21 protein-coding genes and 1 riboswitch are annotated in these 25715 nt (G+C 64.8%); of the genes, 8 read left to right on the plus strand and 13 right to left on the minus strand.

Features of this window, described 5'->3' with window-relative positions; all coding sequences use genetic code 11:
* Genes AB5Y89_RS11005 through AB5Y89_RS11015 form a run of 3 tightly spaced genes read right to left on the minus strand, consistent with a single transcriptional unit; the run spans position 1 to position 3961 of the window.
* A complete protein-coding gene (locus tag AB5Y89_RS11005; RefSeq protein WP_368223767.1) occupies positions 1-1437 on the minus strand; it encodes a LutB/LldF family L-lactate oxidation iron-sulfur protein in 1437 nt (478 codons plus the stop codon).
* Positions 1430-2251, minus strand: a complete 822-nt coding sequence (locus AB5Y89_RS11010; protein WP_080989992.1) for a (Fe-S)-binding protein — start codon at positions 2249-2251, stop codon at positions 1430-1432. The genes AB5Y89_RS11005 and AB5Y89_RS11010 overlap by 8 nt, the downstream gene beginning before the upstream one ends.
* A 12-nt stretch (positions 2252-2263) precedes the next feature.
* The gene (locus AB5Y89_RS11015; RefSeq protein ID WP_041215398.1) at positions 2264-3961 is read right to left on the minus strand and encodes an L-lactate permease; all 1698 of its coding nucleotides are present in this window, start codon (positions 3959-3961) and stop codon (positions 2264-2266) included.
* 61 nt (positions 3962-4022) lie between these two features.
* Between AB5Y89_RS11015 and AB5Y89_RS11020 the strand changes: the two genes are divergently transcribed.
* The gene (locus AB5Y89_RS11020; RefSeq protein WP_080988704.1) at positions 4023-5000 is read left to right on the plus strand and encodes a LysR family transcriptional regulator; all 978 of its coding nucleotides are present in this window, start codon (positions 4023-4025) and stop codon (positions 4998-5000) included.
* Between the two features lie 15 nt (positions 5001-5015).
* Here the strand turns inward: AB5Y89_RS11020 and AB5Y89_RS11025 are convergent, their stop codons facing one another.
* On the minus strand, positions 5016-5810 hold the full coding sequence (locus AB5Y89_RS11025; RefSeq protein ID WP_010674369.1) for an alpha/beta fold hydrolase: 795 nt from the start codon (positions 5808-5810) through the stop codon (positions 5016-5018).
* Positions 5811-5916: 106 nt separating this feature from the next.
* Here AB5Y89_RS11025 and AB5Y89_RS11030 point away from each other — a divergent pair, with 106 nt between their 5' ends.
* From AB5Y89_RS11030 to AB5Y89_RS11040, 3 genes are read left to right on the plus strand one after another with little or no spacing between them, the layout of a single operon-like run.
* Complete coding sequence (locus AB5Y89_RS11030) at positions 5917-6288, plus strand: MmcQ/YjbR family DNA-binding protein (RefSeq protein ID WP_039038958.1); 372 nt, start codon at positions 5917-5919, stop codon at positions 6286-6288.
* A gap of 3 nt (positions 6289-6291) precedes the next feature.
* Complete coding sequence (locus AB5Y89_RS11035) at positions 6292-6771, plus strand: GNAT family N-acetyltransferase (RefSeq protein WP_041215401.1); 480 nt, start codon at positions 6292-6294, stop codon at positions 6769-6771.
* Between the two features lie 60 nt (positions 6772-6831).
* Positions 6832-7167 (plus strand): DUF3802 family protein, encoded by a 336-nt coding sequence (locus AB5Y89_RS11040; protein WP_010674366.1) that lies wholly within the window; start codon positions 6832-6834, stop codon positions 7165-7167.
* A gap of 303 nt (positions 7168-7470) precedes the next feature.
* On the opposite strand, the gene msrA is transcribed toward AB5Y89_RS11040, so the two are convergent.
* Positions 7471-8103, minus strand: a complete 633-nt coding sequence (gene msrA / locus AB5Y89_RS11045) for a peptide-methionine (S)-S-oxide reductase MsrA (RefSeq protein WP_010674365.1) — start codon at positions 8101-8103, stop codon at positions 7471-7473.
* A gap of 243 nt (positions 8104-8346) precedes the next feature.
* Between msrA and argA the strand changes: the two genes are divergently transcribed.
* Both argA and lysC read left to right on the plus strand, forming a co-directional pair.
* Complete coding sequence (argA, locus tag AB5Y89_RS11050) at positions 8347-9675, plus strand: amino-acid N-acetyltransferase (RefSeq protein ID WP_041215931.1); 1329 nt, start codon at positions 8347-8349, stop codon at positions 9673-9675.
* Positions 9676-9784: 109 nt separating this feature from the next.
* A riboswitch (Lysine riboswitch) is annotated at positions 9785-10009 on the plus strand.
* An 87-nt stretch (positions 10010-10096) separates the two neighbouring features.
* On the plus strand, positions 10097-11449 hold the full coding sequence (gene lysC / locus AB5Y89_RS11055; protein ID WP_010674363.1) for a lysine-sensitive aspartokinase 3: 1353 nt from the start codon (positions 10097-10099) through the stop codon (positions 11447-11449).
* 116 nt (positions 11450-11565) lie between these two features.
* Here lysC and AB5Y89_RS11060 read toward each other — a convergent pair whose 3' ends face one another.
* On the minus strand, positions 11566-12660 hold the full coding sequence (locus tag AB5Y89_RS11060; RefSeq protein WP_010674362.1) for a hypothetical protein: 1095 nt from the start codon (positions 12658-12660) through the stop codon (positions 11566-11568).
* A gap of 251 nt (positions 12661-12911) precedes the next feature.
* On the opposite strand from AB5Y89_RS11060, the gene AB5Y89_RS11065 reads away from it, so the two are divergent.
* Positions 12912-15182, plus strand: coding sequence for an LTA synthase family protein (locus tag AB5Y89_RS11065; protein WP_336566327.1), 2271 nt, complete (start codon positions 12912-12914; stop codon positions 15180-15182).
* 478 nt (positions 15183-15660) lie between these two features.
* On the opposite strand, the gene AB5Y89_RS11070 is transcribed toward AB5Y89_RS11065, so the two are convergent.
* The 6 genes from AB5Y89_RS11070 to AB5Y89_RS11095 all read right to left on the minus strand — a co-directional run bounded on the left by AB5Y89_RS11070 (position 15661) and on the right by AB5Y89_RS11095 (position 23205).
* Positions 15661-15978, minus strand: coding sequence for a heavy metal-binding domain-containing protein (locus AB5Y89_RS11070; protein WP_010674360.1), 318 nt, complete (start codon positions 15976-15978; stop codon positions 15661-15663).
* A 377-nt stretch (positions 15979-16355) separates the two neighbouring features.
* Positions 16356-17648: an NAD(P)/FAD-dependent oxidoreductase gene (locus tag AB5Y89_RS11075; protein WP_041212859.1), complete on the minus strand. Its 1293-nt coding sequence runs from the start codon at positions 17646-17648 to the stop codon at positions 16356-16358.
* A gap of 74 nt (positions 17649-17722) precedes the next feature.
* On the minus strand, positions 17723-18262 hold the full coding sequence (gene ycfP / locus AB5Y89_RS11080) for an alpha/beta hydrolase YcfP (RefSeq protein WP_005331594.1): 540 nt from the start codon (positions 18260-18262) through the stop codon (positions 17723-17725).
* 184 nt (positions 18263-18446) lie between these two features.
* Positions 18447-20255 (minus strand): M3 family oligoendopeptidase, encoded by a 1809-nt coding sequence (locus tag AB5Y89_RS11085; protein WP_368223768.1) that lies wholly within the window; start codon positions 20253-20255, stop codon positions 18447-18449.
* A 78-nt stretch (positions 20256-20333) separates the two neighbouring features.
* Positions 20334-22124, minus strand: a complete 1791-nt coding sequence (locus tag AB5Y89_RS11090) for a M3 family oligoendopeptidase (RefSeq protein ID WP_368223769.1) — start codon at positions 22122-22124, stop codon at positions 20334-20336.
* Positions 22125-22293: 169 nt separating this feature from the next.
* Positions 22294-23205 carry a DUF808 domain-containing protein gene (locus AB5Y89_RS11095; protein WP_368223770.1) on the minus strand — a complete coding sequence of 304 codons (912 nt, stop codon included), beginning with the start codon at positions 23203-23205 and terminating at the stop codon, positions 22294-22296.
* Positions 23206-23411: 206 nt separating this feature from the next.
* Between AB5Y89_RS11095 and AB5Y89_RS11100 the strand changes: the two genes are divergently transcribed.
* The gene (locus AB5Y89_RS11100) at positions 23412-24014 is read left to right on the plus strand and encodes a DUF924 family protein (RefSeq protein WP_323928298.1); all 603 of its coding nucleotides are present in this window, start codon (positions 23412-23414) and stop codon (positions 24012-24014) included.
* Positions 24015-24068: 54 nt separating this feature from the next.
* Here the strand turns inward: AB5Y89_RS11100 and AB5Y89_RS11105 are convergent, their stop codons facing one another.
* Complete coding sequence (locus AB5Y89_RS11105; protein ID WP_368223772.1) at positions 24069-25688, minus strand: methyl-accepting chemotaxis protein; 1620 nt, start codon at positions 25686-25688, stop codon at positions 24069-24071.
* Between the last annotated feature and the right edge of the window lie 27 nt (positions 25689-25715).

A 25715-nucleotide genomic window follows, 5' to 3' on the forward strand; every position in this document is an offset into this window, starting at 1 on the left:
TCAGGACTCCTTCTTCTTCTGGCGCAACAGGGCGTGCAGGCTCTGGGGGGCGGGTTGGGGGGCTTCGCGGCACTGGGTCCAGGGGCCCAGGTGTTTGGGCATCAAGCCCCGCAAGCGACCGGCCACACCGGTTGCGGCGTGGTAGAGGCGCGGGTGGGTGGCGGCGAAGGCAAAGCCCTGCATGGCGAGGGTCTCGAGCCGGCTCCTGGCCGCCCCCTGCCCCGCCAGCGGTTCGTGGCCAGGCTGTGCGTCGTGCTTGGCCTCCCGGCGCAGGCGCTGCAACATGTCGGGAATGGGGATGCGCACCGGGCACACCTCGCCGCAGGCACCGCACAGGCTCGAGGCCGTCACCAGATCCTGCGTGCTCTCCAACCCCAGCAGATGGGGGGAGATGATTTTGCCGATGGGCCCCGGGTAGATGGTGCCGTAGGCGTGGCCGCCGATGCGGGTGTAGACCGGGCAGTGGTTCATGCAGGCGCCGCAGCGGATGCACTGCAAGGTCTTGCGCAGCTCCTCATCCCGGTAAGCCTGGCTGCGGCCGTTGTCCAGCAGCACCAGGTGCACCTCGTCCGGGCCGTCCAGCTCCCCTGCCCGGCGCGGGCCGCTGATGACGTTGAAGTAGGTGGTGATGGCCTGCCCGGTGGCCGAGCGGGTCAGGGCGCTGTAAAGCGGCGGCACGTCGGATAAGCACTCCACCACCTTCTCGATGCCGGTGATGGCCACGTGGACCTTGGGCACCGTCGTACACATGCGCCCGTTGCCCTCGTTCTCGACGAGGCACAGGCTGCCGGTCTCCGCCACCGCGAAGTTGACGCCGGAGAGCCCCATGCCGGCGCGGCGAAACTCTTCGCGCAGGGCCCGCCGCCCGGTCTGGATCAGAGCGTCCACGTCCGTGGTGGGGGTGAAGCCTTCCAGGTTGCTTGCGAAGGTGTCGCTCACCTCCTGCTTGTTCTTGTGGATGGCGGGCATGATGATGTGGGACGGGGTATCGCCGTCGAGCTGGACGATGAACTCCCCCATGTCACTTTCAAGGCAGCGGATGCCGTGGCGCGCCATCTCGTGGTTGAAGCCCACCTCCTCGCTCACCATGGACTTGCCCTTGACGATGCTGCTCACCCCGTGCTGCTGGGCGATCCCAAGGATGATGGCGTTGGCCTCATCCGGCGTCTGGGCCCAGTGCACCCGGATGCCGTTGCGCTCGCAGTTGGCTTCGAGCTGCTCCAAAAGGTCCGGCAGGCGCGAGAGACAGCGCTGGCGGATTTGCTCCGCCGCATCGCGCACCGCCGCTTCTTCGGCGGGGTCGGCGAAGGCATCCCGGCGCTTGGCGCGCAGGTAATCCATGGCGCCGCGAAAATTCTGGCGCAGCACCGGGTCGGCCAGGGCCGCCTCGGCCTGGGGATGGAAGCGGCGCGGCGAATACTTGGCGTGATCAGACATGGGGCTGGGCCTCTTTGGTATGAGCCAAATCGCTAACAGCGGCGCCGTTATGAGCTATTTCGTCACTGTCGGGGCGGCTGTGGGCGAGCAGGAAGCTCGCCAGGTGGGTGGCAGGCAAGATCCTGCCCTGATAGGCCAGGGATCCCTTGATGTTCAAGAGGCACCCCCAGTCCGCGCTCACCAGGGTGTCGGCGCCGGTGGCCAGCAGGTGGCGGGTCTTGTCCTCCACCATGGCCTGGCTGATGTGGGGGTGGCGCACCGAGAAGGTGCCGCCAAAGCCGCAGCACTCGCTCTCGTAGGCCTGTTCATGCAAGGTGACCCCATCGAGCTGCCCCAGCAGGCTGCGGGCCGTGGTGTGTACCTGCATCTCGCGCCGGGCCGAGCAGGAGGTGTGCATGACGATGCTCGCCTCCCCCACCCCGTGCCAGCGCACCCGGCAGACCCGGGCCAGAAACTCGGTGAGCTCGAACACCCGATCGCAAAAATCGGCCACCTCGGGGCTCTCGGGGAAGAGGCGGCGGTAGTGGTGGTGCATCATGCCGCCGCAGGAGCCCGACAGCACCACCACCGGCCAGGGCTCGGGGAAGAGCGCCATCTGGCTTTGCGCCACCTTGCGCGCCTCCTCCTCGTGACCCGAGGTGTAGGCCGGCTGCCCGCAGCAGGTCTGTTTCTCGACAAAGTGCACCCTTATCCCTTCCCGCTCGATCAGGGCGATGGCATCGAGCCCCGCCACCGGGTCGAACAGGTCCACCAGACAGGTGGCGTAGAGATAGACATCGGCCGGCTTGGCCGGGTAGACCCGCATTACCTTCATCACTTGCTCTCCTTACTTGAGCTGCAGCAGTGCGTCCGAGATGTGGAAGCTGTACATGAGCGCCAGCCCGATAAGGCCGGTGACCAGCAGGTAGTAGAGGGTCGGCAGCGCCGTCTTGCGCAGCGTCGCCCCCTCACGACCGAGCAGCCCCACGGTGGCCGAGGCCGCCACCACGTTGTGAATGGCAATCATGTTGCCCGCGGCGGCGCCGACTGCCTGCAGGGCCAGCATGGCGGCGGTGGAGACCCCCAGGGTCTGGGCCACCTCGAACTGGAACTGGCTGAACATCATGTTCGATACCGTGTTGGAGCCGGCGATAAAGGCCCCCAGCGCCCCTATGGTGGCGCTGAGGGCAGGGAAGAACTCCCCCACCAGCCCGGCGGCAAAATTCGCGGTGGTCACCGGCATGCTGGCGAGATCCGCCCCGTTGACGCCGGAGTTGATGAAGATGCGCACCATGGGCACGGTGAAAATCAGCACGAAGCCGGCGCCGATCAGGGTGCGGCTGGACTCCCCCAATGCCCGCCCGAAGGGGGCAAGGGAGCGCGATTGCAGCCAGGTGGCGAGCAGGGCGCAGAGCACCAGCAGGCCCCCCGGCAGGTAGAGCGGCTCAATGGAGGCGCTGACCCCTTTCTCACCCAGCAGATCCGTGAAGGCGAGGCTCACCGACAGGAGGCTGGCCTTGAACTCCGGGCTCACCCGGCTCGCCACCAGCAGGAGCGCCAGCGCCACATAGGGGAGCCAGGCCAGCATGAGCGACATGGGGCGACCGGCGGCCTCTTTGAGATCGAGCTTCAAGGAGCCCAGCCACTCGGCGGGCCACTCGTTCTCGGGGGCGAAATCCCAGGAGTTCTTGGGCACCAGAAAACCGGCTCGCGCCGCCGTCACCACCAGGGCCAGCCCCACCAGACCGCCGATGAGGGACGGGAACTCGGGGCCGAGCAGCATGCCGGTGAGGGCATAGGGGACGGTGAAAGCGAGCCCGGCGAAAATCGCGAAGGGCAGGATGGAGAGCCCCTCGGTCCAGCTGCGGTTGCGGCCGAAGAAGCGGGTCAGCATCATCACCATCAGTACCGGCATCAGGGTGCCGACGGTGGCGTGAATGAGGGCCACGTTGGTGGTCACCTGTTGCAGGTAGATGTCCCAGCTGCTGCCACCGGCGCTCAGGGTCTGGCCGATGGCCTGGTTATCCAGCCCCTTGTTGATGCCCACCAGGATGGGGGTGCCCACCGCGCCGAACGACACCGGGGTGGACTGGATCATCATGCCGAGCAGCACGGCGGCCAGCGCCGGAAAGCCGATGGCCACCAGCAGCGGCGCGGCGATGGCGGCCGGAGTGCCAAAGCCCGAGGCCCCTTCGATAAAGGCGCCGAAGCACCAGGCGATGATGATGGCCTGGATGCGCCTGTCTGGCGAGATGTTGGTGAAACCGCCGCGAATGGCGGTGATGGCACCGGTGTGTTTGAGGGTATTGAGCATCAGGATGGCGCCGAACACGATCCAGAGCACGGTCACCGTGATCACCAGCCCCTGCAGGGTAGAGGCAAAGACCCGGGTCGGGCTCATCTGCCAGCCCCAGAGGGCGATGAACACGGTCAACAGGAAGGCGACGGGCATGGCGCGCTTGGCGGGCCAGTTGAGGCCGACCAGCAGCACGGCGGCCACCAGGATCGGCGAGAAGGCCACCAGGGCCAGCAGGGTGTCTGTCATCATTGCGTCCTTGTCCAGAGGGGTGCAGAGGCGCACCTTGTTGTTGTTTTGTTAAGCGGACGTGACCTTACCCTGTTCCTTTTTCGCGATATATGGAAATAATGAACAACATTCGTTCCAAAAGTTGATCAATATGGCCAGTACCGATGACCTCATCCTCTTCGCCCAGGTGGTGGAGGCCGGATCCTTCAGCAAGGTGGCTGAACAAAATTCCCTGACAAATTCAGTGGTTAGCAAGCGGATCGGGCGTCTTGAGGAGGAGCTCGGGGTGCAGCTCCTCTATCGCACCACCCGCCGGCTCACCCTGAGCGAGGCGGGCAAGGCGCTCTATCAGGGTGCCAAAAATGTGAAGGCCGCCGCACTGGACGCCTTCGACGCGGTGGCGGGATTTGGTGAAAAGGTGAGCGGTCATGTGCGGATGTCGGTGCCCACCATCTCCGGCGAGCTCTTGCTCGCCGATGCGGTGGCCGATTTTTGCCAGCAGCACCCGGGGCTCACGGTGGAGATGTCCCTGGACAACCGCTTCGTCAACCTGGTGGAAGAGGGGTTCGATCTGGTCATTCGCACCGGCTATCTGGATGACTCGAGCCTGATTGCCCGCCACATTCTCGACTCCCAGTGGGTCATCTGCGCCGCCCCCGCCTATGTGCGCCGCTTCGGGGCGCCGCGGGAGCCGTCGGATTTGCTCACCCACAACTGCCTGCGCTACGCCTACCAGAGCACGGGGGCCTCGGAGTGGGCCTTCAAGGGGGAAGAGGGCAACTATCTGGTGTCGGTGTCGGGGAGCTTTTCAACCGACAACGCCGGGGCCCTGCGCAAGGCGGCGCTGGGGGGGCGCGGCATCGTCTATGTGCCGCGCTGTCTGGTCTATCACGACCTGATGCAGGGGGATCTGGTGGACTTGTTTCCCGACCGGGTGGGCAAGAAGCTCGGCATCTACGCCGTCTACCCCTTCACCCGCCAGCCGCCGCGCAAGATAAGGCTGCTCATCGAGCACATCCGCCAGCGCTATCTGGAGATTGGCCACTACTTCATCTGAGGCCCTTTTCGGGCCTCAGAGGGCGGATGACGCCGCCTGACGGGAGAGAAACGCCAGGGACTGGCGGTTGAAGTGATCCGGCTGCTCCACGTTGCAGACGTGGCCGCACTTTTCGATGATTTCGAGGCGGCTGTAAGGGTCGCGGGCCACCTGCTCGCGCACCGGGGCGAGGAACATGTGATCCTCCTCCCCCATCACGTAGAGGGTGGGAATGGGCAGGGCCCGCTCGCGAAAGTAGCGCATCAGGGGGTTCACCTCGGTGGCGAGACGGAACCAGCGCTTGAACTCCTTCTGGCACAGCTTTCTGGCCTCGCGCACGAAGAGGTTGCGGGACTCCTGATGGTGCTGGCGCGGCATGATGATGAAGGCGAACAGGCGGTAGAGCCACATGTAGGGCAGGAAGTGCTGGCCGAGGCGGCCAAGCTGCACCAGCACCCGGGAGCGGATGTCGAGACGCAGGATGGCACCGCCGAGCACCATGCTCTTGACCCGCTCGGGGCGAAGCTCCGCCAGGTGGCGGATGAGGATGGTGCCAAGGGAGATGCCGACAAAATGGGCGTGGGGGATGCGCAGATGATCCAGCAGGCGCAGGATGTCCTCGGTCACGGCCCGAAAGCTGTAGTGCCCCTTTACCACCTGCTGCAGCTGGTTGGACTGGCCGTGACCACGAAGGTCGAGCAGCAGCACGTTGAAGTGCTCCCGGTAGGCCCGCAACTGCTTGAACCAGATGGAGGAGCTGCCGCCCGCACCGTGCACGAACACCACCCAATCCCGATCGGGACCCAGTTCAAAGGTCTTGTGGTACAACATCTCATGGGCTCCCGGGGTGATGGGGGGTATACTCGGCGCGCATATTAACAGAAGGCTCACCCCGGTGAACATGCTTCCACCATGATCGGACCAGCCTGGAGTCCCCATGACCCTCGTTCAATTGCGTGAATTTTTGCTCAGCCAGCCCGGCGCCACCGAGGACACCCCCTTCGGCCCGGAGATCCTGGTCTACCGCATCGCCGGCAAGATGTTTGCCCTGGTGGACTGGCAGGCGGAGCCCCTCTCCATCAACCTGAAGTGCGAACCCGAGCTCGCCCTGCTGCTGCGGGAGATCCACCCCGAGGTGAAACCGGGCTGGCACATGAACAAGCAGCACTGGAACACGGTGACCCTGAGTGAAGGCCTGTCTGACGATCTCTGGCAGGGCTGGATAGTCCACTCCTATGAGCGGGTGGTGGCGGGTCTGCCCAGGGCGAAGCGGCCCCAGGCCCCCCGCGCGACCATCAGGGAGGGTTGACCCATGCCGTCTCCTTCTTCTCCTCGCATCGTCCCCCTCGAGGAGGCACACATACCAAGGCTTTTAGATCTGTTCGAGCAGTCGGTACGCCGCCTGGGGCCTGCACACTACAGCCCGGAGCAGGTGGAGCAGTGGGCCAGGGGCGCCCATCACCCGGGGCTTGCCAGCCAGTTGCGCGAGCACCATGGCTGGGTCATCGAGCAAGACGATGTGCCCCTTGGCTTTGCCACCCTGAGCGATGACGGTCATCTCAGCCTGCTCTACGTGAGCGCGGATCATCCGCGCCAGGGGCTCGGCACCCTGCTGCTGGAGCGGGTGCTGGCAGCCGCCAGCCAGATGGGGCTTGGCAGCCTCACCACGGAGGCGAGCGCCTTCAGCCTCGCTCTCTTCCTGCGTCACGGCTTCCTGCTGACCGGATTGGAGACGGTGGAGCGCGGCGGTGTCCAATTTATCCGCCATCGGCTCCACTGCCGCTTGCCATGACGGGTTCAGCCACTAAAATACGCACCATTTCCCCAAGGCAATGAAGAAAGGGCAGCCATCATGGTGGTAGAGAGCGACGGTTACATTGCGCTGATCGAGTATCTGGTAGAGAGTCTGGGTCTGTTCGAGAGCCAGCAACAAGGCGGCGGCGCCCAGACCATCGAGGATCTGGTGAGCAGCCGGGTGGCCGACAACCTGATGGCCATCTGCGAGCAGAACCCCCAGCTCGACCCCAAGGTGCGCTTCCTGATCATGCAGGAGGCCGATGCCGTGGTCGCCGACCTGGAAGAGGTGCTCTCCGCCGTCTGGTTGTCCGCCCCCAGCGAAGCCCAGCAAGCCTTCCTCATCGAGTTCATCGACCTCATCAAGAACCTGTTCGACAGCACCATCAGCTGATCCCACCCCTGCCGTGACGGCAAGGGGACGAGATGCAATAAGGCGAGGAGTGAGGCAGGACGCCCAATGAAAAGGGCCGCCTCATCGGGCAGCCCTGCTTGCTAGCATTGTCAATTCATCGCGCTTGTCAGAGTAATGAATATCGGGGCAAAAAAATGTGTCTGGTCTTGGCAACCATCCGTGGTCGCTACCCTGTTGGTCAGCCAGGGTTCAGTTTAGTTCCCCACCTGACGCATTTTTTTCAATTATTTTTCATCACAATGACACGGGGGCCTGATGGCCCCCGTGGTATGCAATGACGCCTCAGCGATTCAGGCTGGGAGGCAGGCAGACGCCGATGCCCCCCAGACCGCAATACCCCTCGGGATTCTTCTCCAGATATTGCTGGTGATAATCCTCGGCATAGTAGAAGGGGGCCAGCGGCAGGATGCGGGTGGTGATGGTGCGCCCGTCACCGCTCGCCGTCATGGCCTGCTGGTAGGCGGCCAGGCTCTGCTGGGCAATCGCCTCCTGGGTGTCGTCACCGACAAAGATGACGGAGCGATACTGGGTGCCGATGTCGCCACCCTGGCGCATCCCCTGGGCCGGATCATGGTGTTCCCAAAACAGCTTGACGAGATCCCCATAGCTGATGACCTTGGGATCGAACACCACCTGCACCGTCTCGGCGTGGCCGGTCAGGCCGCTGCACACCTCCTTGTAGGTGGGATTGGGGGTCAGCCCCCCCTGATACCCGGCGGCGGTGGAATAGACCCCGGGCTGCTGCCAGAACAGACGCTCCACCCCCCAGAAACAGCCCATGCCGAACCAGGCAAGCTCCATCCCCTCGGGCCAGGGCCCCTGGGTCGGGTGACCGTTTACCGCGTGCACCTGGCCAATCTCCAGTGCTTCCCGCCGTCCCGGCAGCGCCTCTGCCGGTGAAATAATCTGCTCCATATGCCCTGTCCTTGTATAAAACCCCGCGCAATGCGGCTGACGAAAAGGAACACCGAAGATATCAGGTTATAAGCCCGGATCAACCAGGGAGCGGCCCCCGGGGCGACCCTCCCGCCCTCGCCTGNTCCCCGCCCGCACTGGTCAAAATGGCGACAAAAAAACATCAAGTCGATATTTAGTCTTGATTTGTGAATTTATTTTCATATATTGGGCGAATTGCTGCTTTTTTATGGAATGAAACACGTGCGTGAACGCGAACCCAGCCTGGTCCATGCCTTTCGGCAATCCACCCCCTATGTCAATGTGCACCGGGGTGCCACCTTCGTCCTGATGATCGGCGGGGAAGCCATTTGTCACCCCAATTTCGCCAACATCGTCAGCGACATCGCCCTGCTGCAGACCTTGGGGATCCGCCTGGTACTGGTGTTTGGTTCGCGTCCGCAAAATGACGAGGCCCTGGCCCGCGCCGGCATTCAGGCCCAGTATCACAAGCGGATCCGGGTCACCGACGATGCCAGTTTCGCCATCATCAAGCAGGTGTGCGGCGGTCTGCAATACGACATCACCGCCCAGCTCTCCATGGGCCTCGCCAACACCCCCATGCAGGGGGCTCGCATCAGCGTGGTGAGCGGCAACTTCGTCACCGCCCAGCCGCTGGGTGTGGATGACGGCATCGACTTCTGCCACAGCGGCCGGGTGCGTCGCATCGATGTGGAGGGGATCACCCGCCAGCTGGATCAGCACGGCCTGGTGCTCATCTCCCCCATCGGCTGCTCGGTCACCGGCGAGAGCTTCAACCTGAGCTCGGAAGAGGTAGCCCGCCGGGTGGCGGTGGATCTCAAAGCCGACAAGCTCATCTGCTTCAGCAGCACCCAGGGGGTAATGGACAGGCACGGGGAGGCCATCTCCGAGCTCTTCCCCGAGCAGGCCGAAGAGCTGCTGGTGGCGCTGGAGCAGGCGGGGGAAGAGATGTCAGGCACCGCCCGCTACCTGCGCGCGGCCATCGCCTCCTGCCGGGGTGGCGTGCCCCGCTCCCACCTGGTGAGCTATCAGGACGACGGCGCCATGCTGCAGGAGCTGTTCAGCCGCGAGGGGCTGGGTACCCAGATCGTGCGCGAAAGCGCCGAGCGGGCCCGGGCCGCCACCATTGAGGACATCGGCGGCATCCTGGATCTCATCCGTCCGCTGGAGGAGGAAGGGATCCTGGTGCGCCGCTCCCGGGAGCAGCTGGAGATGGAGATAGACAAGTTCACCATCATCGAGCGGGACGGCCTCATCATCGGCTGCGCCGCGCTCTATTGCTTCATGGAAGAAGCCATGGCCGAGATGGCCTGTGTCGCCATCCACCCGGAGTATCGCAACTCCAACCGGGGAGACACCCTGATCGCCAAGGTGGCCGAGCGAGCCAAGCGGCTCGGCATCCGTCGTCTGTTCGTGCTTACCACCCGCTCCATCCACTGGTTCCGGGAGCGGGGCTTCGATCCCCTGGAAGTCGAAGATCTGCCGGTGGAGCGCCAGCGCTTCTACAACTGGCAGCGTCGCTCCAAGGTTTTGTCCAAGACCATTTCGTAACTGATTGATCTTGTGCCTGGTTACCGTCAATTTTGTTCTTTTTTACGAACTCGATTGACAGTGCAATCCAGACCAAGGTATTTGTACATGCACGCCACCTGTCACAGGTGGCACCAGAAGAGGAGCGCTGCCCAGGCAGCCCAGGGGAGGACACCAGTGTCCGGTGAACTTGGGTCAGGGGGAGCAGCGCCGAGACGAGGCGAGTGACTGGACACCGCCACGTCGGCTGCGGGGGCTGAATCCCCCGGGTTGTCATCGGTAGTGGTCATCCCACACCGCGCCCCACTTGGGGCGGGTACGGGATGGGCTCTGCAGGTGGAGTGCTTCTGGCCGGGATCCTCGCGTTTTCCTGCCATTTTTTGCCTCCTCCTCTCTATTTGCCCGATGAAACCGGATTTTCACCTTGAGACAGGAGTATGCAATGAACCCGATCAATGTCGCCAAGTTTGGCGGAACCAGCGTCGCCAATGCCGCGGCCATGAACCACTGCGCCGACGTGGTGCTGGCCAATCCGGCGACCCGGGTGGTGGTGCTGAGCGCCAGCGCCGGCGTCACCAACCTGCTGGTGAGCCTGGCTCAGGGTGAACTGGACGAAGCCGGACAGGATGCCCAGCTTGCCAGGCTTGCCGACATCCAGCTGGCCATTCTGGCCGCCCTTGGCAACCCGAGCGACGTGAGCGCCCTCATCCATGCCCAGCTCGGCGACATTCGCACCATGGCCCGTCAGGCCAGTCAGCACACCGACGCCGAACTCGCCGATCGCCTCATCGCCTGCGGCGAGCTGATGTCCACCCGTCTCTTCACCGAACTCCTGCACCAGCGCGGGGTCAAGGCCCAGTGGCAGGATGCGCGCCAACTGCTGCGCACCGACAGCCGCTTTGGCAAGGCCACCGTGGATCTCGCGGCGACCCGCGCCCTCTGCCAGCAGGCGGTGGGCCCGTTGCTGGGTGACAGCCTGGTCATCACCCAGGGCTTCATCGGTGCCGACGGCGATGGTCGCACCACCACCCTCGGCCGTGGCGGCTCCGACTACAGCGCGGCCCTCCTGGCCGAGGCACTGGACGCAGGCAGCATCGAGATCTGGACCGACGTGCCCGGCATCTACACCACGGATCCCCGCCTGGTTACCCGCGCCCGCCCCATCCCCGAAATCAGCTTCGTGGAGGCGGCGGAGATGGCCACCTTCGGCGCCAAGGTGCTGCACCCGGCCACCCTGCAACCCGCGCTGCGCCAGGACATCCCGGTGTTCGTGGGCTCCGCCAAGGACCCCGCCGCCGGTGGCACCTGGATCCGCGCCACCACCCGCAGCAACCCGCTGTTCCGGGCCGTGGCCCTGCGCCGCCAGCAGGTGCTGGTGACCCTGCACAGCCTCAACATGTTCCACGCCTACGGCTTCCTGGCCGAGGTGTTCGGCATCCTGGCCCGTCACCGCATCTCGGTGGATCTCATCACCACCTCCGAGGTGAGCGTCTCCCTGACCCTGGATCACACCGGCAGCCAGAGCAACGGCGAACCCATCCTGAACGACAAGGTGCTGGCGGAGCTCGGCCAGCTGTGCAAGGTGGAAGTGGAGACCGGTTTCGCCCTGGTGGCGCTCATCGGCAACCGCATGAGCGAAGCGGCCGGGGTGGGCAGCCAGGTGTTCGACGCCATCCGCGAGCACAACATCCGGATGATCTGCTACGGCGCCAGCGCCCACAACCTCTGCTTCCTGGTCAAAGAGGACGAGGCGGGCCACATCGTCAATTGCCTGCACCGGGAACTGCTCGACTGAGTCGCCCCGGCGCTGGCACACAACGAGCCTCGTCCGCCCCATCACACCCGGGGCGGCCTTCCCCACTCAGCAAAGAGGGGCGCCGCGGCGCCCCTCTTGTCACTCTTCTTCCACCATCAGCTGGTGACCAGGGTAGCCCGGGTGGGCAGCAGATTGGCCCGGATCTGCTCGCGCAACCCTCCCAGCCGTTGCAGCAACCCGGCCTGACCGAGCCCCGCTTCGTCAGGGGCCAGATTGTCCACCAGGGCCGGGAAGTGCTCCCGTACCGCCTGCTCCAGCCAGTCGAGGCGGCGCAAGGTGAGCGGGCCGCAGCTCTTGCCGCTGAGGTCGTCCAGGATGTCGAGCCGATGGCTGCGGTACATGTCGCGCCACCAGTTGGCCGCCAGCGCCTCGTCGCTTGCCAGCGCCGCACTCCACTCCCCCACCAGTCCCTGCATCCGCGCCAGCACGGGGGCGCTCGCCCCCTCCCGCGACAGGTATTGCAGCTCTCCCCTGGCCCAGGCGAGGCAGAGCTCGCGCCAGCGGCGAAACAGCGGCAAGGGATCCGCCTCGTCCAGCCAGAGCCCGGAGAGGGTGCGGGTTTCCAACCGCTCAGGCACATGGAAGTCGGGATCGGTGAGGCCGTTGGAATTGAACTCGTGCAGGGGATCGAAGGGCCACATGTAGCCAAAATCGAACACCGAGATATGCTGGCCGTCATCCAGCAGGTTACCCGGGCTCGGATCCCAGTCAAACCAGCCCCAGCGGGCCAGCTCCGCCTCCACCGCCAGCATCTGCGCCAGGTTGCGCTCGCAGAGCGTGCGCACCGGCTCCCCCCGCAGCCAGGGGGAGACCAGCACCCCGGCCCGGGCGGAGCCGAAACTGGTGCAGACCACGTTGGAGAGGATGGTGGGGTGCAGCTCCCGCAGGCTCTCTATCTCCCGACGCCGCTCCAGCTCGGTGAGAAAGGCGGTCTTGCCGTCCACATTGGCCACCAGAGAGTCCTGGCGGCAGCGTTTCAGGCACCAGTGGTGCCCCTCCACCTTGAGATGGAACACCTCGGCGGTGAGCCCGTGACCGTAGACCTTGACGACGTCCGGGTGATCCTCGGTCAGCCGGACGAGCTGGGGCAGCGGCAGCGGGCAGTCCCGCTCCCGCCCGATCCGGATCTCTTCTTTGCTCTCCAGCATCTGGAGCAATCTGGCCTGACGCGCCGCAACTTTGGGATTCATACATGTACCTCCAACCGTTACTGAGAGACTAAACAGCGCCCCCCTCCCAGACCAGCAGCAAAGGCTCATGATGACGCTTTCATCACAGAATGAGTGCCCCTGGCGGATCGGGATCACAAATTGCTTCACAGTGCTCATCACGGAATATTCATCTTGTTGTCATTAAATTGACATCAAGGAACAAGCCACGCACCATCGGGTCAAAATAGAGGCAGTCGTCGCTGCCATGACCGCTCCAAGGATGAGCCCTTATGAATGCCCCCGTCACCGGCCACCGCCCCGCCTCCCAGCCCCTGGCCGGGCTGTTGCTGGGTCTGCTGACCGCCCTGCTGCTGCTGACCCTCGCCCTGCCGCTGCTCAACCCCGTCAGCTGGCTCGGGCGTGCCGCCCCCCTCATTCTGGGCCCGGCGGATCAGCCCATCGCGACCCTCAATCGCTACAGCCTGCTCTACAAAAGTGACAACCGGGGCTTCTATCTGGTGGTGCGCAGCCAGTGGCAACTGCTCAAACCCCTGCAGGAGGGGGACAAGGTGCGGGTGGAGCTGCTCAACGACAAAGGGGTGCGCATCGATCAGCTGAGCCAGGCGGTGGACAAGCGCCAGAAGTGCCGCAAGGAGCGCTGCACCCTGAGCCTCAACAGCGCCCTGCGCGCTCCCGACGACGCCCTGGACAGCCGCTACCAGCTGCGCATCGGGCTGCTGCTGGCAGACAGGCCGGAGAGCGCCGAATATAGCCAGATCCTCCAGACCCTGCCGGAGCGCGGTTTCAACCTCCTCTACCTGATGACCAGCCTGCTGCTGGTGCTGCTGGTGAGCGCCGCCGTGCTCAAGGCCCTGCTGCCGCGGCTGCGCCGAAGCTACCGCGCCCGGGTGGCAGGCAGCCTGCTGCTCGGCAACCTCACCTTCGTGCTGCTCCACGGCTTCGTGGTGTTCAAGCTGGGGGAATTCCTGTTCTGGTCGGGCTTTCGGCCCGAGCACTACTACCTCGCCTGGGGCAGCATGGTGCTGGGCTGGAGCCTCTGCGCCCTCGCGGGCTTCAGTCTCTATATGGGGCTGCTCTTCACCGCCCTCTCGGGCATCGGGCTGCTCGCCAACTTCATGAAGATCGCCATCTACGGGGTGCCGCTGGGGGGGGACGATCTGGGCAACCTGCTGGCCCTGCTGCACATCCTGCTCGATCAGCACCCTGTGGTGCCGGTGCTCGTCGTGCTGGGGCTCCTCTTTCTGGTGTGGCGCTTCGCCCTCTCCCGCTGGATCCTGCGGGGCTTGCTGCGCACCGCCGCCGCCACCGCCGCCTTCTTTGCCCTCTGCGTGTTCGCCACCCAGACCGGCAACAAGCTGCTCGGGGCCAACATCCGCTACGTGGACAGGGCGGTGAACTACCACAGGGACATCATCCGCGCCGGCCCCGGCCTCTACCTGTTCAATCTGGTGGACGAGATGCTGCAAAGTGGCAACGTGTTTCGCTACCCCTTGCAGATCAACGAGCGCACCCCGGAGCTGAGCCTGCCCGCCCAGCCCAGGGCTCCCCGCTTCGATCTGGTGATCGTGCTGCAATACGAGTCGCTCTGGCTTGACTGGCAGGGCCGTCTCTGCGCCCCCGCCCCCACCTTGAGCCTGCCCGCCAGCGTGGCCCAATGGCGCAAGACCATCCACTCCCCCACCACGGGCGGCATGACGGTACTGGCGGAGTTCGAGATGAACACCGGCCTGCCGGTGGGCCTGCTCAAACAGGGGGTGGTGCCCTACTACTACCTCTCGGACCGGGTGCCCGGCCTTGCGCGCAGTGCAGCCCAAAGCGGCTACCAGACCCTGTTCGCCCACCCCTATGTGGAGAAGTTCTGGGGCCGCGCCAAGGCGATCCCGGCCCTCGGCTATCAGGAGCGCTGGTTCGATACCCGCTTCACCGCCCTCGAGCACAAGGGGCTCTACATCTCCGACGATGCCCTCATCGATCACCTGCTCAAACGCAGCAACCAGGACGATCAGCCCCTGTTCGCCTACGCGGTCACCATGCAGGGGCACGGCCCCTTCGACGGGGATCGCTACCGGGCCCAGCAACGCAGCGGCGCCTGCCCGGATCAGAGCCCGGCGGATACCCAGTTGCTCAACACCTACTACACCGGGGTGGTGGATGCCATGGCCTCCCTGGAGCGGCTGCTCAAGACCCTGGACAACTCCGGCAAGCGCTACCTGGTGGTGGCCTTCGGGGACCACCAGCCCTTCCTGATGTCGGCGGGCAAGGGTATCCACGGCGCCAAACCGCCACGGGATGCCAGCTACCAGATCCCCATGATGGCCTTCACCCGGGCCGGGGACGGGCTGGATCTCGCCCGCCAGTTCGACCCGGTGCGCCAGCTCTACCAGATGGGCCAGGCCACAAGGCAGCTGCTGGCGGGGGACCTCACCCCCATCCGGGACCAACCCCTGCTCCACCCGGTGCTCGGGGAGGAGAAAGGCTTCGACCCCTCCCCCCTGGTGCCGCAGATCCGCGCCAGCTTCCGGCCCGATGCATTGCCCTGATCGATTGAGACACGAGGGACACAGATCCTTGCAACACCTTCCGGGCCGATGCCCTGCCCTGATCCGCAGCGAACTAGCAGACGACAAAGAGGTCGCCCGGGCGGCCTCTTTTTATGGGCGGGATGCGAGTACAGTGCCGCCTGCACCTCGCCATGTTCGTCCCGACCTGGGCTCTACGACCCCTGCCAGGTCATTTTTTGTTTAGATATATCAAACGATAACTCACTATCGAATAGTAAAATTGAACAACTTTGCCGACCTTCAGGCCCTGTGCCCCCCATGTTCCCGCACCTTCTCCGGGCCGGGCCATTTTCTCCCTCATTCCCGGCCAGCCCAGAACCATCGGAGCGTTCGATACGTTCAGGCCTTGAGCCCCACTCACTTGCACCCACCTTTGCGCGTCACACCCAACAAAAAGCCGACCTAGGGGTCGGCTTGTGACGGGGCGTTTGGCCATGCAGGGCCGGGCACTGGCGGGCTAGATCACCACGGCGGTGCCGCTGATGCTGACCATCAGCATGCTGCCGTTCTGGCCCACCACCTCGTAGTCGATGTCGATGCCCACCACGGCGTTGGCCCCCAGCGCCTGGGCACGCTCCTTGAGCTCCTCGAAGGCGATCTCCCGGGCCCGGGCCAGCTCTTTTTCGTAGGCGCCGGAGCGGCCGCCGATGATGTCGCGGATACCGGCGAACAGATCCTTGAAGATGTTGGCGCCGAGGATGGCTTCGCCCACGACGATGCCGCGGTACTCGCGAATGGTCTTGCCTTCCAGGGTGGGAGTAGTTGAGAGGATCATGAGGTCTCCTGTGAGTTAGGCTGGGTGCGCGAAGCACCGTTGCCGTCATGGTAGCAAGGCGTTTGCCAAAGCATAAGCCCGGCGTGGCCAGGGGCTTCAAGCACAGCGCCCGCCAGGTTCATCAAGGTGCCATCCATACGGCCTGTGTCGTGACACTTTCCCCGCAAAGCGACCTTGGGCACCGGTGCTGGGGAGAGGGCTTCCGGCCACGATGAAAGCGGGACCTTGATGATGCAGACACGACTGCAGTTGCCTAGGCCCTCTGCGTCTTCGCCCTGGACGGCGGCAGGCGCTGTCAGGAGCGACTCGCGTCGGCCATAAAAAAAGGAGAGGCAAGCCTCTCCTTTTTGATGTTCGCAGCGGCAGCCGCCATGCACTCAGTGCAGCTTCATGCTCGGGCGCAGCACCCGGTTGATGCGGCCCACCAGCATGATGAGGCCGGTCTTGATGTAGCCGTGCAGGGCCACCTGGTGCATCCGGTAGAGGGAGATGTAGACGATGCGGGCGATGTAGCCCTCCACCATCATGGAGCCCCGCATCAGGTTGCCCATCAGGCTGCCCACGGTGGAGAAGCGGCTCAAGGAGACCAGGGAGCCGTGATCGTGATAGCGGTAGGGCTTCATCTCGCCGCCGTTCATCTTGGCCAGGATGTTCTTGAACGCCTGGGTCGCCATCTGGTGGGCGGACTGGGCGCGGGGCGGCACGAACTTGCCGTCCGGCTGCGGGCAGGCGGCGCAGTCGCCGATGACGAAGATGTTCTCGTCCCGGGTGGTCTGCAGGGTCTCGTGGACCACCAGCTGGTTGATGCGGTTGGTTTCCAGGCCCGCGATCTCCTTCATGAAGTCCGGCGCCTTGATGCCCGCGGCCCACACCATGAGGTCTGCTTCAATCAGCTCCCCATCCTTGGTGTGCAGGCCCTCGGCGGTCGCCTCGGTGATCATGGTGGCGGTGCGCACGTCCACGCCCAGCTTCACCAGCTCCTGATGGGCGGAGCCGCTGATGCGCTCCGGCAGGGCCGGCAGGATGCGGGGGCCCGCTTCCACCAGGGTCACCTTGAGGCTGTCTGTAGTGAGGTTCTTGAAGCCGTAGGCGTAGAGCTGCTCCACCGCGTTGTAGAGCTCGGCGGAGAGCTCGACGCCGGTGGCGCCGCCGCCGACGATGGCGATCTTCACCTTGTCACCGGGCTGGTATTCGGTGGCGAACTGCAGGAAGCGGTTCATCATGCTGTTGTAGAAGCGGTGCGCCTGTGAGGGGCTGTCCAGGAAGATGCAGTGATCCTTGATGCCCTTGGTGTTGAAGTCGTTGGAGACCGAGCCGATGGCCATCACCAGAATGTCGTAAGCCACTTCCCGCTCGTTGACCACCAGGGCGCCGCTCTCGTCGTGGATGGGGGCCAGCACGATGCGTTTCTCGTCGCGCTTGATGTCGGTCAGGCTGCCGAGCTGGAATTCGAAGCCGTGGTTCTTGGCGTGGGACTGGTAGCTCAGGGCATCGATGCCCGCATCCATGGAGCCGGTGGCCACTTCGTGCAGCAGGGGCTTCCACAGGTGGGTGCGATTGCGATCCACCAGGGTGATCCTGGCCTTGTTCTTCTTGCCCAGCTTGCGGCCCAGGCTGGTCGCAAGCTCGAGACCACCGGCGCCACCGCCTACAACGACAATATTCATCATGATGATTTTCCTTGGTTCCTCAAAACGAAAGGGAGCCATTGGCTCCCTAAAACGAAATCGGTTGACGTGATGGCTCAGGCTTCTTTGAAGGCCTTCATCCGTTGCAGATGGTGCGAGATGTTCTTGAACTTATGGGTCTCGCGCTCATCCCATACGATGTCGTAATAGTTCTTCAATTCACGTTCAGTGTCCCGATTATCGCGGATTTCATCCTGAACGGAAAGGATGCACAGGCAGTTTCCTGAATTTTTATTACGAAATTCGGTTACACACTTGGTGCCGATGTCCTCGTACTCTTCCGGCCTGTCGATCTTGCCCTGCATGTTCTCTTCCGGGTGCAGGTTGGGGTTGAAGACCACCTGCTTGATGCCGCACAGAAACCCGATCCGCTCGCTCCAGTAGCCACCCAGGCCCACGCCGCAGATGAGGGGTTTGGGATCCGTGCTCATGTCGAGCTGCTTCTTCACTTCCTTGAGCAGATGGCTCATGTCGTGGCGGGGGTGAACCGTGCTGTAGTGCACGAAACGCACATCATCATCGATAAACTGCAACTGCAGCACTTTTTCATGATTGCCGGGGCTGGTGGCATCAAAGCCATGCAGATAGATGATCATGGACAAGACCTCAAAAACTGTGTCGGTTCTATCGAAACTACCCCAGCGACAGGGCCTTGCGCCACCAAAACATCCCACTTTCTTGCTTTGGATCACGCCCCTTCGGGCCACCAAACCGCGCGTCGGGGCCGCTGTGGCAGCGCCATGCCCCGGCGGGACATGGCGCAAACCGGGTCTGGCGAGGTTAACCGCCGCACTGGGCGAAGCGCGCCACCGCCGCTTCCACCAGGGCCAGGCTCCCCTGCCAGAAGGCGGGCTCGCGAATGTCCTGCCCCAAATGCCGTTCGACCAGCTCTTCGGCGCTCATGCGACCTGTGTCTCGCAGCAGGGCGCGGTAGGCCTTCGCCACCCCCGCCTCCCCTGCGGCCTGGCGGCTCATCAGCTGCTGATAGACCCCGAGGCTGAACAGATAGCCAAAGAGGTAGGGGTAGTTGTAAAAACCGAAGCCCGCGATGGAGAAGTGCGCCTTGGCGGCCCAGAACAGGGGGTGATAGCGGTCGAGGCTCTGCTCGTACCAGCGCCCCCAGGCCTCGTCGGTGAGCCCCTTGAGCCGGGCCGACGACACATAGCCCTGCTCGCGCTCGGCCACCAGGGCCCGCTCGAAGTCGAAGCGGGCCGGGATGTTGACCAGGAAGGTGGCGGCGCCATCGGCATCCGCCCAGGCGATGGCCAGACGCTCCTCGACGCTTCGGGCCTGCTCGTAGAGGGCGCTGCGCACCAGGGTTTCGGCGAAGATGGAGGCGGTCTCCGCGAGCGTCATGGGGTAGCTGCGCTGGCTCATGGGCAAGTCGCGGATGAGCCAGTTGTGCCAGGCGTGACCGAGCTCGTGGGCCAGCGTGATAACGTTGTCCATGGTGCCCGCATAGGTGATGAAGACCCGCGGCTCCACCGGCTCGGCAAACTTGGTGCAATAGGCCCCGGTGCGCCGGTTGGGGGTGGGGGCGGCATCAATCCAGCCGCGCTCGGCCATCATGCGGGCAAAGTCCCCCATCTCGGGGTCAAAGCGCGCGAAGGCCTGGGCGATGATGTCGACCGCCTCCTCGAAGGGGATCTCCCGGCGGCTGGCGGCAGGGGGCGGCGCAAAGAGATCCTCCGGCCCCAGCACCTCGAGGCCGAGGTGACCGGCCATCAGCCCCAGGGCCCGCTGGCCCAGATGACGGGCCTGCCAGGTCTCCGTCATCAGGGTATCCAGAGTCGCCCGCTCGATGTGGCTCTGGTGGCAGGAGAGATCCAGGGCATCGAGGCGCCGGTGTTTGCCGCGCTGGCGCGAGAGCTCCAGGCGCCAGCCGTTGAGGGCGTTGAGGATGGCCGCCACCGTCTCCTGCTCCCCTTCCCAGCCGGCGCTGATGGCATCGAAGGCCTCTTTGCGCAGGGCACGATCCGGGCTGGAGAGCAGGTTGCTCGCCTCTGCCAGCCCCATCTCGCGGCCCGCGATCACCAGCCTTATCTTGCCCACCAGATCGTTGTAGAGGTTGCCCCAGGCGTGCAGGCCGTCGGTGCCAAGGCCGATGACCAGCTGCTCCGCCTCCACCGGCAGCCGCTGATCCTGCAGGCGACGCTCGTGGCGCAGCCGGTACCCCTCCTCCCCGAGCAGGGGGTCGGCCATCAGTTGCTCAAACTCGGACGCAGGCAGCCCCAGCATCAGATCTTCGATGGGGGCAAGCGTCTTGAACAGATCCGCATTGAGGGCACGGGCCCGGGAGGCAACCTGCTTGGCGAGGGGATCCCGGGCGTCCTGGCTCCCCTTGCAGGCGGCCAGCACGGCGATGTTCCAGCCGATGTCGCGAATGCGCCGGGCCCGCAGGCGTACCTCCCTGAGGAAGTCCTGCAAGGCGCCTGGGGTGCGAGGCACCTGGGCCAGTCCCTCGATAAAACCGCTCAGCTCGGCCAGGCTGGCGCGGGCCAGGCTCATGTCAGCCTCGAGGACACAGCTGTCGAGGGAGGGGTAGATGTGATCATTTTGCCACTGCTGTGGATAGACTCGTTGTTGCATCGAACGCTCATCGTCAGGGACGGGCATCGCCCGTCGTGAAATCCAGGTGGCCAGAGCCACCACCTTCGCGGGCAGGCATCACACCAGCCGCTCGAGGCGCACCACCGCCTCTTCCACATAGCGCAGGCTCTCCTGCCAGAACCCGGGTTCGCGGATGTCGACCCCCAGGTGCTTCTCCACCAGCGCCTCGGCGCTCATGCGGCCGGTATCTCGCAGCAGGGCGCGATAGGCGGGCACAAACTCGCCCCCGGCCCGCGCATGCTGGGCATAGAGCCCCAGGCTGAAGAGATAGCCAAACAGATAGGGGTAGTTGTAGAACCCGGACTCGGCGATGGAGAAGTGACCCTTGCTGGCCCAGAACAGCTCGTCATACTGGCTGAGGGCGTCACCATAGCACTGCTGCTGCGCCGATTTCATCATCTCCCGCATCTGGCTCGCCCCCACGTAACCCGCCTCCCGCGCCGTCACCAGGGCGCGCTCGAAGGCAAAGCGGGCGGGGATGTCGAGGAGCAGGCTCGCGGCCCGCTCCCCGTCCAGCCAGGCGATGGCCCGGCGCTGCTCCACCTTGTCGGTGGCGGCCAGCAGGGCATCGCGCACCAGGATCTCGGCAAAGAGGGAGGCGGTCTCCGCCAGCGTCTTGGGGTAGCCCCGCTGTTCGAAGGGAAGATCCCGCAGCAACCAGCTGTGCCAGGCGTGGCCGAGCTCATGGGCCAGGGTGATGACGTTGTCCATGGTCCCCTCGAAGGTGAGGAAGACCCTTGGCTCGGGCGGATCGGCATACTCGGTGCAATAGGCGCCGCTTCGCCTGTGCTCGCTCGGGGCCGCATCGATCCACCCCTTGTCGGCCATCATGCGGACAAACGCCCCCATCTCGGGATCGAAGGCGGCAAAGGCCTCCATCACCAGATTCAGCGCCTGCTCGAAGCCGAACTTGCCGTGTACGGCCTGGGGCGCCGGGGCAAAGAGATCCCAGGGGGCGAAGTCGGTGATCTGCTGGGCACAGGCCATGGCACGCAAGGCGCGGCGCCCGAGCTCCCTGTGCTCCCCGGCCGCCGCCATCAGGGTCTCCAGGGTCGCGCCCGTGATGTGTTCCTGATGGCAGGTGACCTCGAGGGCATCCAGCCTGCGCCCCTTGCCGCGCTGGCGGCCGAGCTCGTTGCGCCAGCCGTTGATGGCGTTGAGAATGGCGGCCACCGTCTCCTGCTCCGCCTCCCAGGCGCCCTGGATGGCGTGCCAGGCGCTGGCGCGCCGCGCCCTGTCCGGGTGGGCGAGCAGGTTGTCCGCCTGGGCAAGCCCCATGGGCACCCCCTCCACCACCGGCAGCAGCCGCCCCACCAGGTTGTCGTAGAGATCCCCCCACCCCTGCAGGCCGTCCACCGCCAACCCCTCGATGAGCTGCTCGCTCTCGAGCGAAAGCCACTGATCCTGCAGCGCTCTGTCGTGATGGATGTGGTAGGCCAGCTCGAAGAGTTCGGGGTCTTGCAGCAGGGTGCGCACCAGTGACTCGGGGGCGCGAACCCAGAACAGGTCCACCGGCTTGCTGCGCTGGGCCAGGGTCGCCTCCAGCTGCTGGCCCCGGGAGAGCAGTACCCGGGCCTCCTCGTCGCGCCCGTTCTGGCTCAGCCGGTTGTAACCATAGACCTGACTGTTCCAGGCCAGGCTCTTCACCCCGTTGGCCTCGCGGCGGATGGCCCGCAACAGGTGGCGCAGGGCATTGGCATCCGCAACGGGATGGGCGGGATCCGGCAGGTCCGCCAGGAGGGCGTCAAGCCGGGTAAGGGCACGGGCAGCCTCCTGGAAGGCGGCCTCGATGGCAGGATCGTCGGGGGCGGCATAGATGTGATCATCTCGCCAAACGGGTGGTTTCATGGTTGTCCTTGTCTGTTTGCGTCCATATCGGGTCACCCCGCCTCTGCGGGCGGGTGAAACCGGATAGTACGAAGGGGGCCTGGCACTTGCCTAGCCCCCATTCGAGGCAACCAGCAGAAGAGCGCCCCCGGGTGCGACGGCCCCTGTCGGCCCTCCCCCGACAAGCGACCTATTTGGCGGGCTGAAGCCTGCTCATCAGGGTCATGGCCACCACCAGCACCAGCCCTGCCACCACGCCTGCCAGAGCGCTCAGCAGGGTGGGCGTCACCACGGCCAGTACCCCGCCGACCCCGGGCAGGGCGGCCACCGTGCCCGCCGTCCCTTCGATGAGATGATGGAGGAAGGGCCAGCCATGGACCAGAATGCCGCCGCCGACCATGAACATGGCGATGGTGCCCACCAGGGCAAGCAGGTGCATCAGACGGGGCGCCGTCACCAGCAGCCCCTGCCCCACCGCCCGGCGCACGGCGCCGCCATCGGGCTTTTGCAGCAGGTGCAGACCGATGTCGTCGAGCTTGACGATGAGCCCCACCAGGCCATAGACCCCGACGGTCATCAGCAGGGCGATGCCCGCTACCACAGCGATCTGCAGGCCCAGGCTCGACCCCTGCACGGTGCCGAGGGCGATGACGATGATCTCCGCCGAGAGGATGAAATCGGTGCGAATAGCCCCCTTCACCTTCTGGCGCTCATAGGCCGCCAGATCCTCGGGCACCGGCGCCGCCTGATGCGCCTTTTCCTCGTGGGGCAGGAACTTGTGGACCAGCTTCTCCGCCCCCTCGAAACAGAGGTAGGCCCCCCCCAGCATCAGGAGCGGGGTGATGAGCCAGGGGATGAGGGCACTGATGGCGATGGCGGCAGGCACCAGGATGAGCTTGTTGCGAAACGACCCCTTAGCCACCGCCCACACCACCGGCAGCTCACGCTCGGCCCGCACCCCGGAGACCTGCTCTGCATTGAGGGCGAGATCGTCCCCCAGCACCCCGGCCGTCTTCTTCGCCGCCACCTTGGTCATCAGGGCGACATCATCGAGCACGCTGGCAATATCATCGAGCAGGGTCAACAAACTGGCTCCGGCCATATCTGGCATTCCTTCTATTGAGTGGGACACATCCGGGCTGCCCCGGTCAGGGTGATGAGGGGGTCAGGGGATCACTGGCCCATCCGGGGATCACCCTTTGGGGCAAAAGATGGCACAGTGTAACGGGAAGCCGCCACGGCGGCAGCCCCCCATGGCAGATCCCCTGCTCCGTTTTCACCTCACGGCCACCGGCCCAAGGAGTTCCCATGCAACCCTGGCAACCTCTGCTCGACTTCTGGTTTGGCGATGACGCAGACGACGCCCCCCGTGCCGCCCGTCAGGCCCCCCTCTGGTGGGGCAAGAGCAGCGAGACCGATGCCCTGCTGGCCTCACGCTTCGGCGAACTGGCGGCCCGTGCCGCAGCGGGCGAGCTCGCCCATTGGGAGGGCGATCCCGCAGGGCGCCTGGCCCTCATCCTGCTGCTGGACCAGCTGCCGCGAAACCTTCACCGCCACACCCCCGCCGCCTTCGCCCAGGACGACAAGGCCAGGGCGCTGTGCCTCAAGGGGCTCACCCTCGGGGTCGACAAGGGGCTCTCGCCGCTGGCCCGGGTCTTCTTCTATCTGCCCCTCGAGCACGCGGAGTCCAGAGAGCAGCAGGCCAGAAGCGTCGCCCTGTTCGAGGCCCTGGCCGACGAGCAGGCCACAGGCCCGGCCTGTGCCACCTTCGAAGGCTTTGCCGACTTTGCCCGGCGCCACCAGGTGATCGTCGATCGCTTTGGCCGCTTCCCCCACCGCAACGCCATCCTGGGCAGGGCGAGCACGGAGGAAGAGGCCGCCTTCCTGCAACAGCCCGGTTCGGGGTTCTGACATAAAAAAATCCCCGCCATGGGCATGGCGGGGAGAGAACAACCGATCCGCGCATCACTGGATGCGATAGCGGGAGATCTGCTGGTGGATATTCTCCGTGGTCACGTTCAGCTCCTCTGCGGCGGCGGAGGTCTCCTCCGCCGTGCTGCTGGTCTGCTGCACCACCTGGGCTATCTGCTCGACCTGGAGGGCGATGGATTCCGCCGCAGAGGTCTGCTCGCGGATGGCCAGGGTGATCTCGCCGACCTGATCCATGACGCGATGGGAGGCCTGGCGGATCTGGGTGATGATGGCCCCGCTTTCCGTCGCCATGGCCACCCCTTGCGCCACCTTCTCCTCCACCAGGACCATTCTGGCCACCGTGGCCTCGGACCCTTGCTGGATAGCCTCCACCGTCCTTGAGATCTCCTGGGTCGACTGGGCCGTCCGCTCCGCCAGCTTGCGCACCTCGTCGGCGACCACCGCAAAGCCGCGTCCCTGCTCACCGGCCCGCGCCGCCTCGATGGCGGCGTTGAGCGCCAGCAGGTTGGTCTGCCCCGCCACATCGTTGATGACGTTCACCACCCCACCGATGCGGGAGATCCCCTCCCCCAGCGCCGTCACATCGCGGGAGGCCTGACGAATGGCGTCGGCGATGTCGTTGATGGCGAGCACAGTGCGCTCTATGGTGGCCCCGCCGTCACTGGCGAGCTTGCCGGATTCATTGGTGATGCGACTGGTCTCCTGGGTGCGCTGGGAGATGTCCGTGATGCTCACGCTCATCTCCTCCACCCCGGCGGCGATAAGGCTGGTGGCGTCATTGGCCTGACTCGCCGACTCCGCCATGTGCTGGGCCGCCTGGGAGAGGGACTCTGCCGTGCTCTTGATCTGCAGGCTGCCCACCGAAAACTCGGTGAAGGTCTGCTGCAAGGTGTCCAGCAGGCGGTTGACCGCCGTCAGCGTCTGGCCGATCTCGTCCTGCTGGCTCACATTGGCCCGCAGGGTGAAGTTCAGGTCGCGCTGGATCTCGGACAGGGTCGCCATGGCCAGACGGAGGGGATTGGCGACCTGCCTGAACAGCCAGAGAAAGAGCACCAGCGTGAGGGCACCCGTGCCCACCGAGATGAACAACAGTGCCTGCATGCTGCTATCGGCATTCTGCTCGCCTCGCAGCTTGACGGCGTCACCTTGCTGGATGTTGAAGTGGACGTGCTTGTCGATGGCCTTGGTAAGCTGCTCATACAAGGGGGCAAGCTCCTTGTCGATCGCCTCTCTGGCCTCCACATTCTTGTTCTCGCGGGACAGGCGCAGGACGTCTTCGGAGGCTTTGTCGTACTGGGCAACCAGGCGCCGATCATCGGCGACGAGCTGCCTGTCCTCCTCATTGGAGATCATCCCGCTTTCATACTGGCTCAGCAGGGCGTCCATATTAGTGTGATAGGAAGCGATGCCCTGCTCTATCTGACTCATCTTGCCGTCGTCGGTGTTGAGCACGTGCGCCTGGATAAATGAATGCAGGGCGTAGAAGTCCGTTTCTATCTCCTTGATCGTGGAAATGCTGGGGACTGTGTTGTCTGTTACATAGCTGAGATCCGCATGGGCGGAGGAGAGTCTGCTGATACTGAACCAGCTGAGACACCCCAGGGCCAGCATGACCAGCAGGGCAATGAGTTGAAGCCGACGAGCGATATTCATGAGTGCTTACTCCATCCATAGACTCCT

The sequence above is a fragment of the Aeromonas sp. s4 genome, assembly GCF_040907855.1.
GTDB classification, from domain to species: Bacteria; Pseudomonadota; Gammaproteobacteria; order Enterobacterales; family Aeromonadaceae; genus Aeromonas; species Aeromonas caviae.

Coding starts and splice junctions, on each gene's coding strand:
- AB5Y89_RS11100 (WP_323928298.1), top strand. CDS start 23,412: ATGCAACCCTGGCAACCTCTGCTCGACTTCTGGTTTGGCGATGACGCA.
- AB5Y89_RS11105 (WP_368223772.1), bottom strand. CDS start 25,688: ATGAATATCGCTCGTCGGCTTCAACTCATTGCCCTGCTGGTCATGCTG.
- AB5Y89_RS11095 (WP_368223770.1), bottom strand. CDS start 23,205: ATGGCCGGAGCCAGTTTGTTGACCCTGCTCGATGATATTGCCAGCGTG.
- AB5Y89_RS11025 (WP_010674369.1), bottom strand. CDS start 5,810: ATGTTGTACCACAAGACCTTTGAACTGGGTCCCGATCGGGATTGGGTG.
- AB5Y89_RS11060 (WP_010674362.1), bottom strand. CDS start 12,660: ATGAATCCCAAAGTTGCGGCGCGTCAGGCCAGATTGCTCCAGATGCTG.
- AB5Y89_RS11070 (WP_010674360.1), bottom strand. CDS start 15,978: ATGATCCTCTCAACTACTCCCACCCTGGAAGGCAAGACCATTCGCGAG.
- AB5Y89_RS11015 (WP_041215398.1), bottom strand. CDS start 3,961: ATGACAGACACCCTGCTGGCCCTGGTGGCCTTCTCGCCGATCCTGGTG.
- AB5Y89_RS11090 (WP_368223769.1), bottom strand. CDS start 22,124: ATGAAACCACCCGTTTGGCGAGATGATCACATCTATGCCGCCCCCGAC.
- AB5Y89_RS11085 (WP_368223768.1), bottom strand. CDS start 20,255: ATGCAACAACGAGTCTATCCACAGCAGTGGCAAAATGATCACATCTAC.
- AB5Y89_RS11035 (WP_041215401.1), top strand. CDS start 6,292: ATGCCGTCTCCTTCTTCTCCTCGCATCGTCCCCCTCGAGGAGGCACAC.
- AB5Y89_RS11040 (WP_010674366.1), top strand. CDS start 6,832: ATGGTGGTAGAGAGCGACGGTTACATTGCGCTGATCGAGTATCTGGTA.
- ycfP (WP_005331594.1), bottom strand. CDS start 18,262: ATGATCATCTATCTGCATGGCTTTGATGCCACCAGCCCCGGCAATCAT.
- lysC (WP_010674363.1), top strand. CDS start 10,097: ATGAACCCGATCAATGTCGCCAAGTTTGGCGGAACCAGCGTCGCCAAT.
- AB5Y89_RS11010 (WP_080989992.1), bottom strand. CDS start 2,251: ATGAAGGTAATGCGGGTCTACCCGGCCAAGCCGGCCGATGTCTATCTC.
- msrA (WP_010674365.1), bottom strand. CDS start 8,103: ATGGAGCAGATTATTTCACCGGCAGAGGCGCTGCCGGGACGGCGGGAA.
- AB5Y89_RS11065 (WP_336566327.1), top strand. CDS start 12,912: ATGAATGCCCCCGTCACCGGCCACCGCCCCGCCTCCCAGCCCCTGGCC.
- AB5Y89_RS11030 (WP_039038958.1), top strand. CDS start 5,917: ATGACCCTCGTTCAATTGCGTGAATTTTTGCTCAGCCAGCCCGGCGCC.
- AB5Y89_RS11005 (WP_368223767.1), bottom strand. CDS start 1,437: ATGTCTGATCACGCCAAGTATTCGCCGCGCCGCTTCCATCCCCAGGCC.
- AB5Y89_RS11075 (WP_041212859.1), bottom strand. CDS start 17,648: ATGATGAATATTGTCGTTGTAGGCGGTGGCGCCGGTGGTCTCGAGCTT.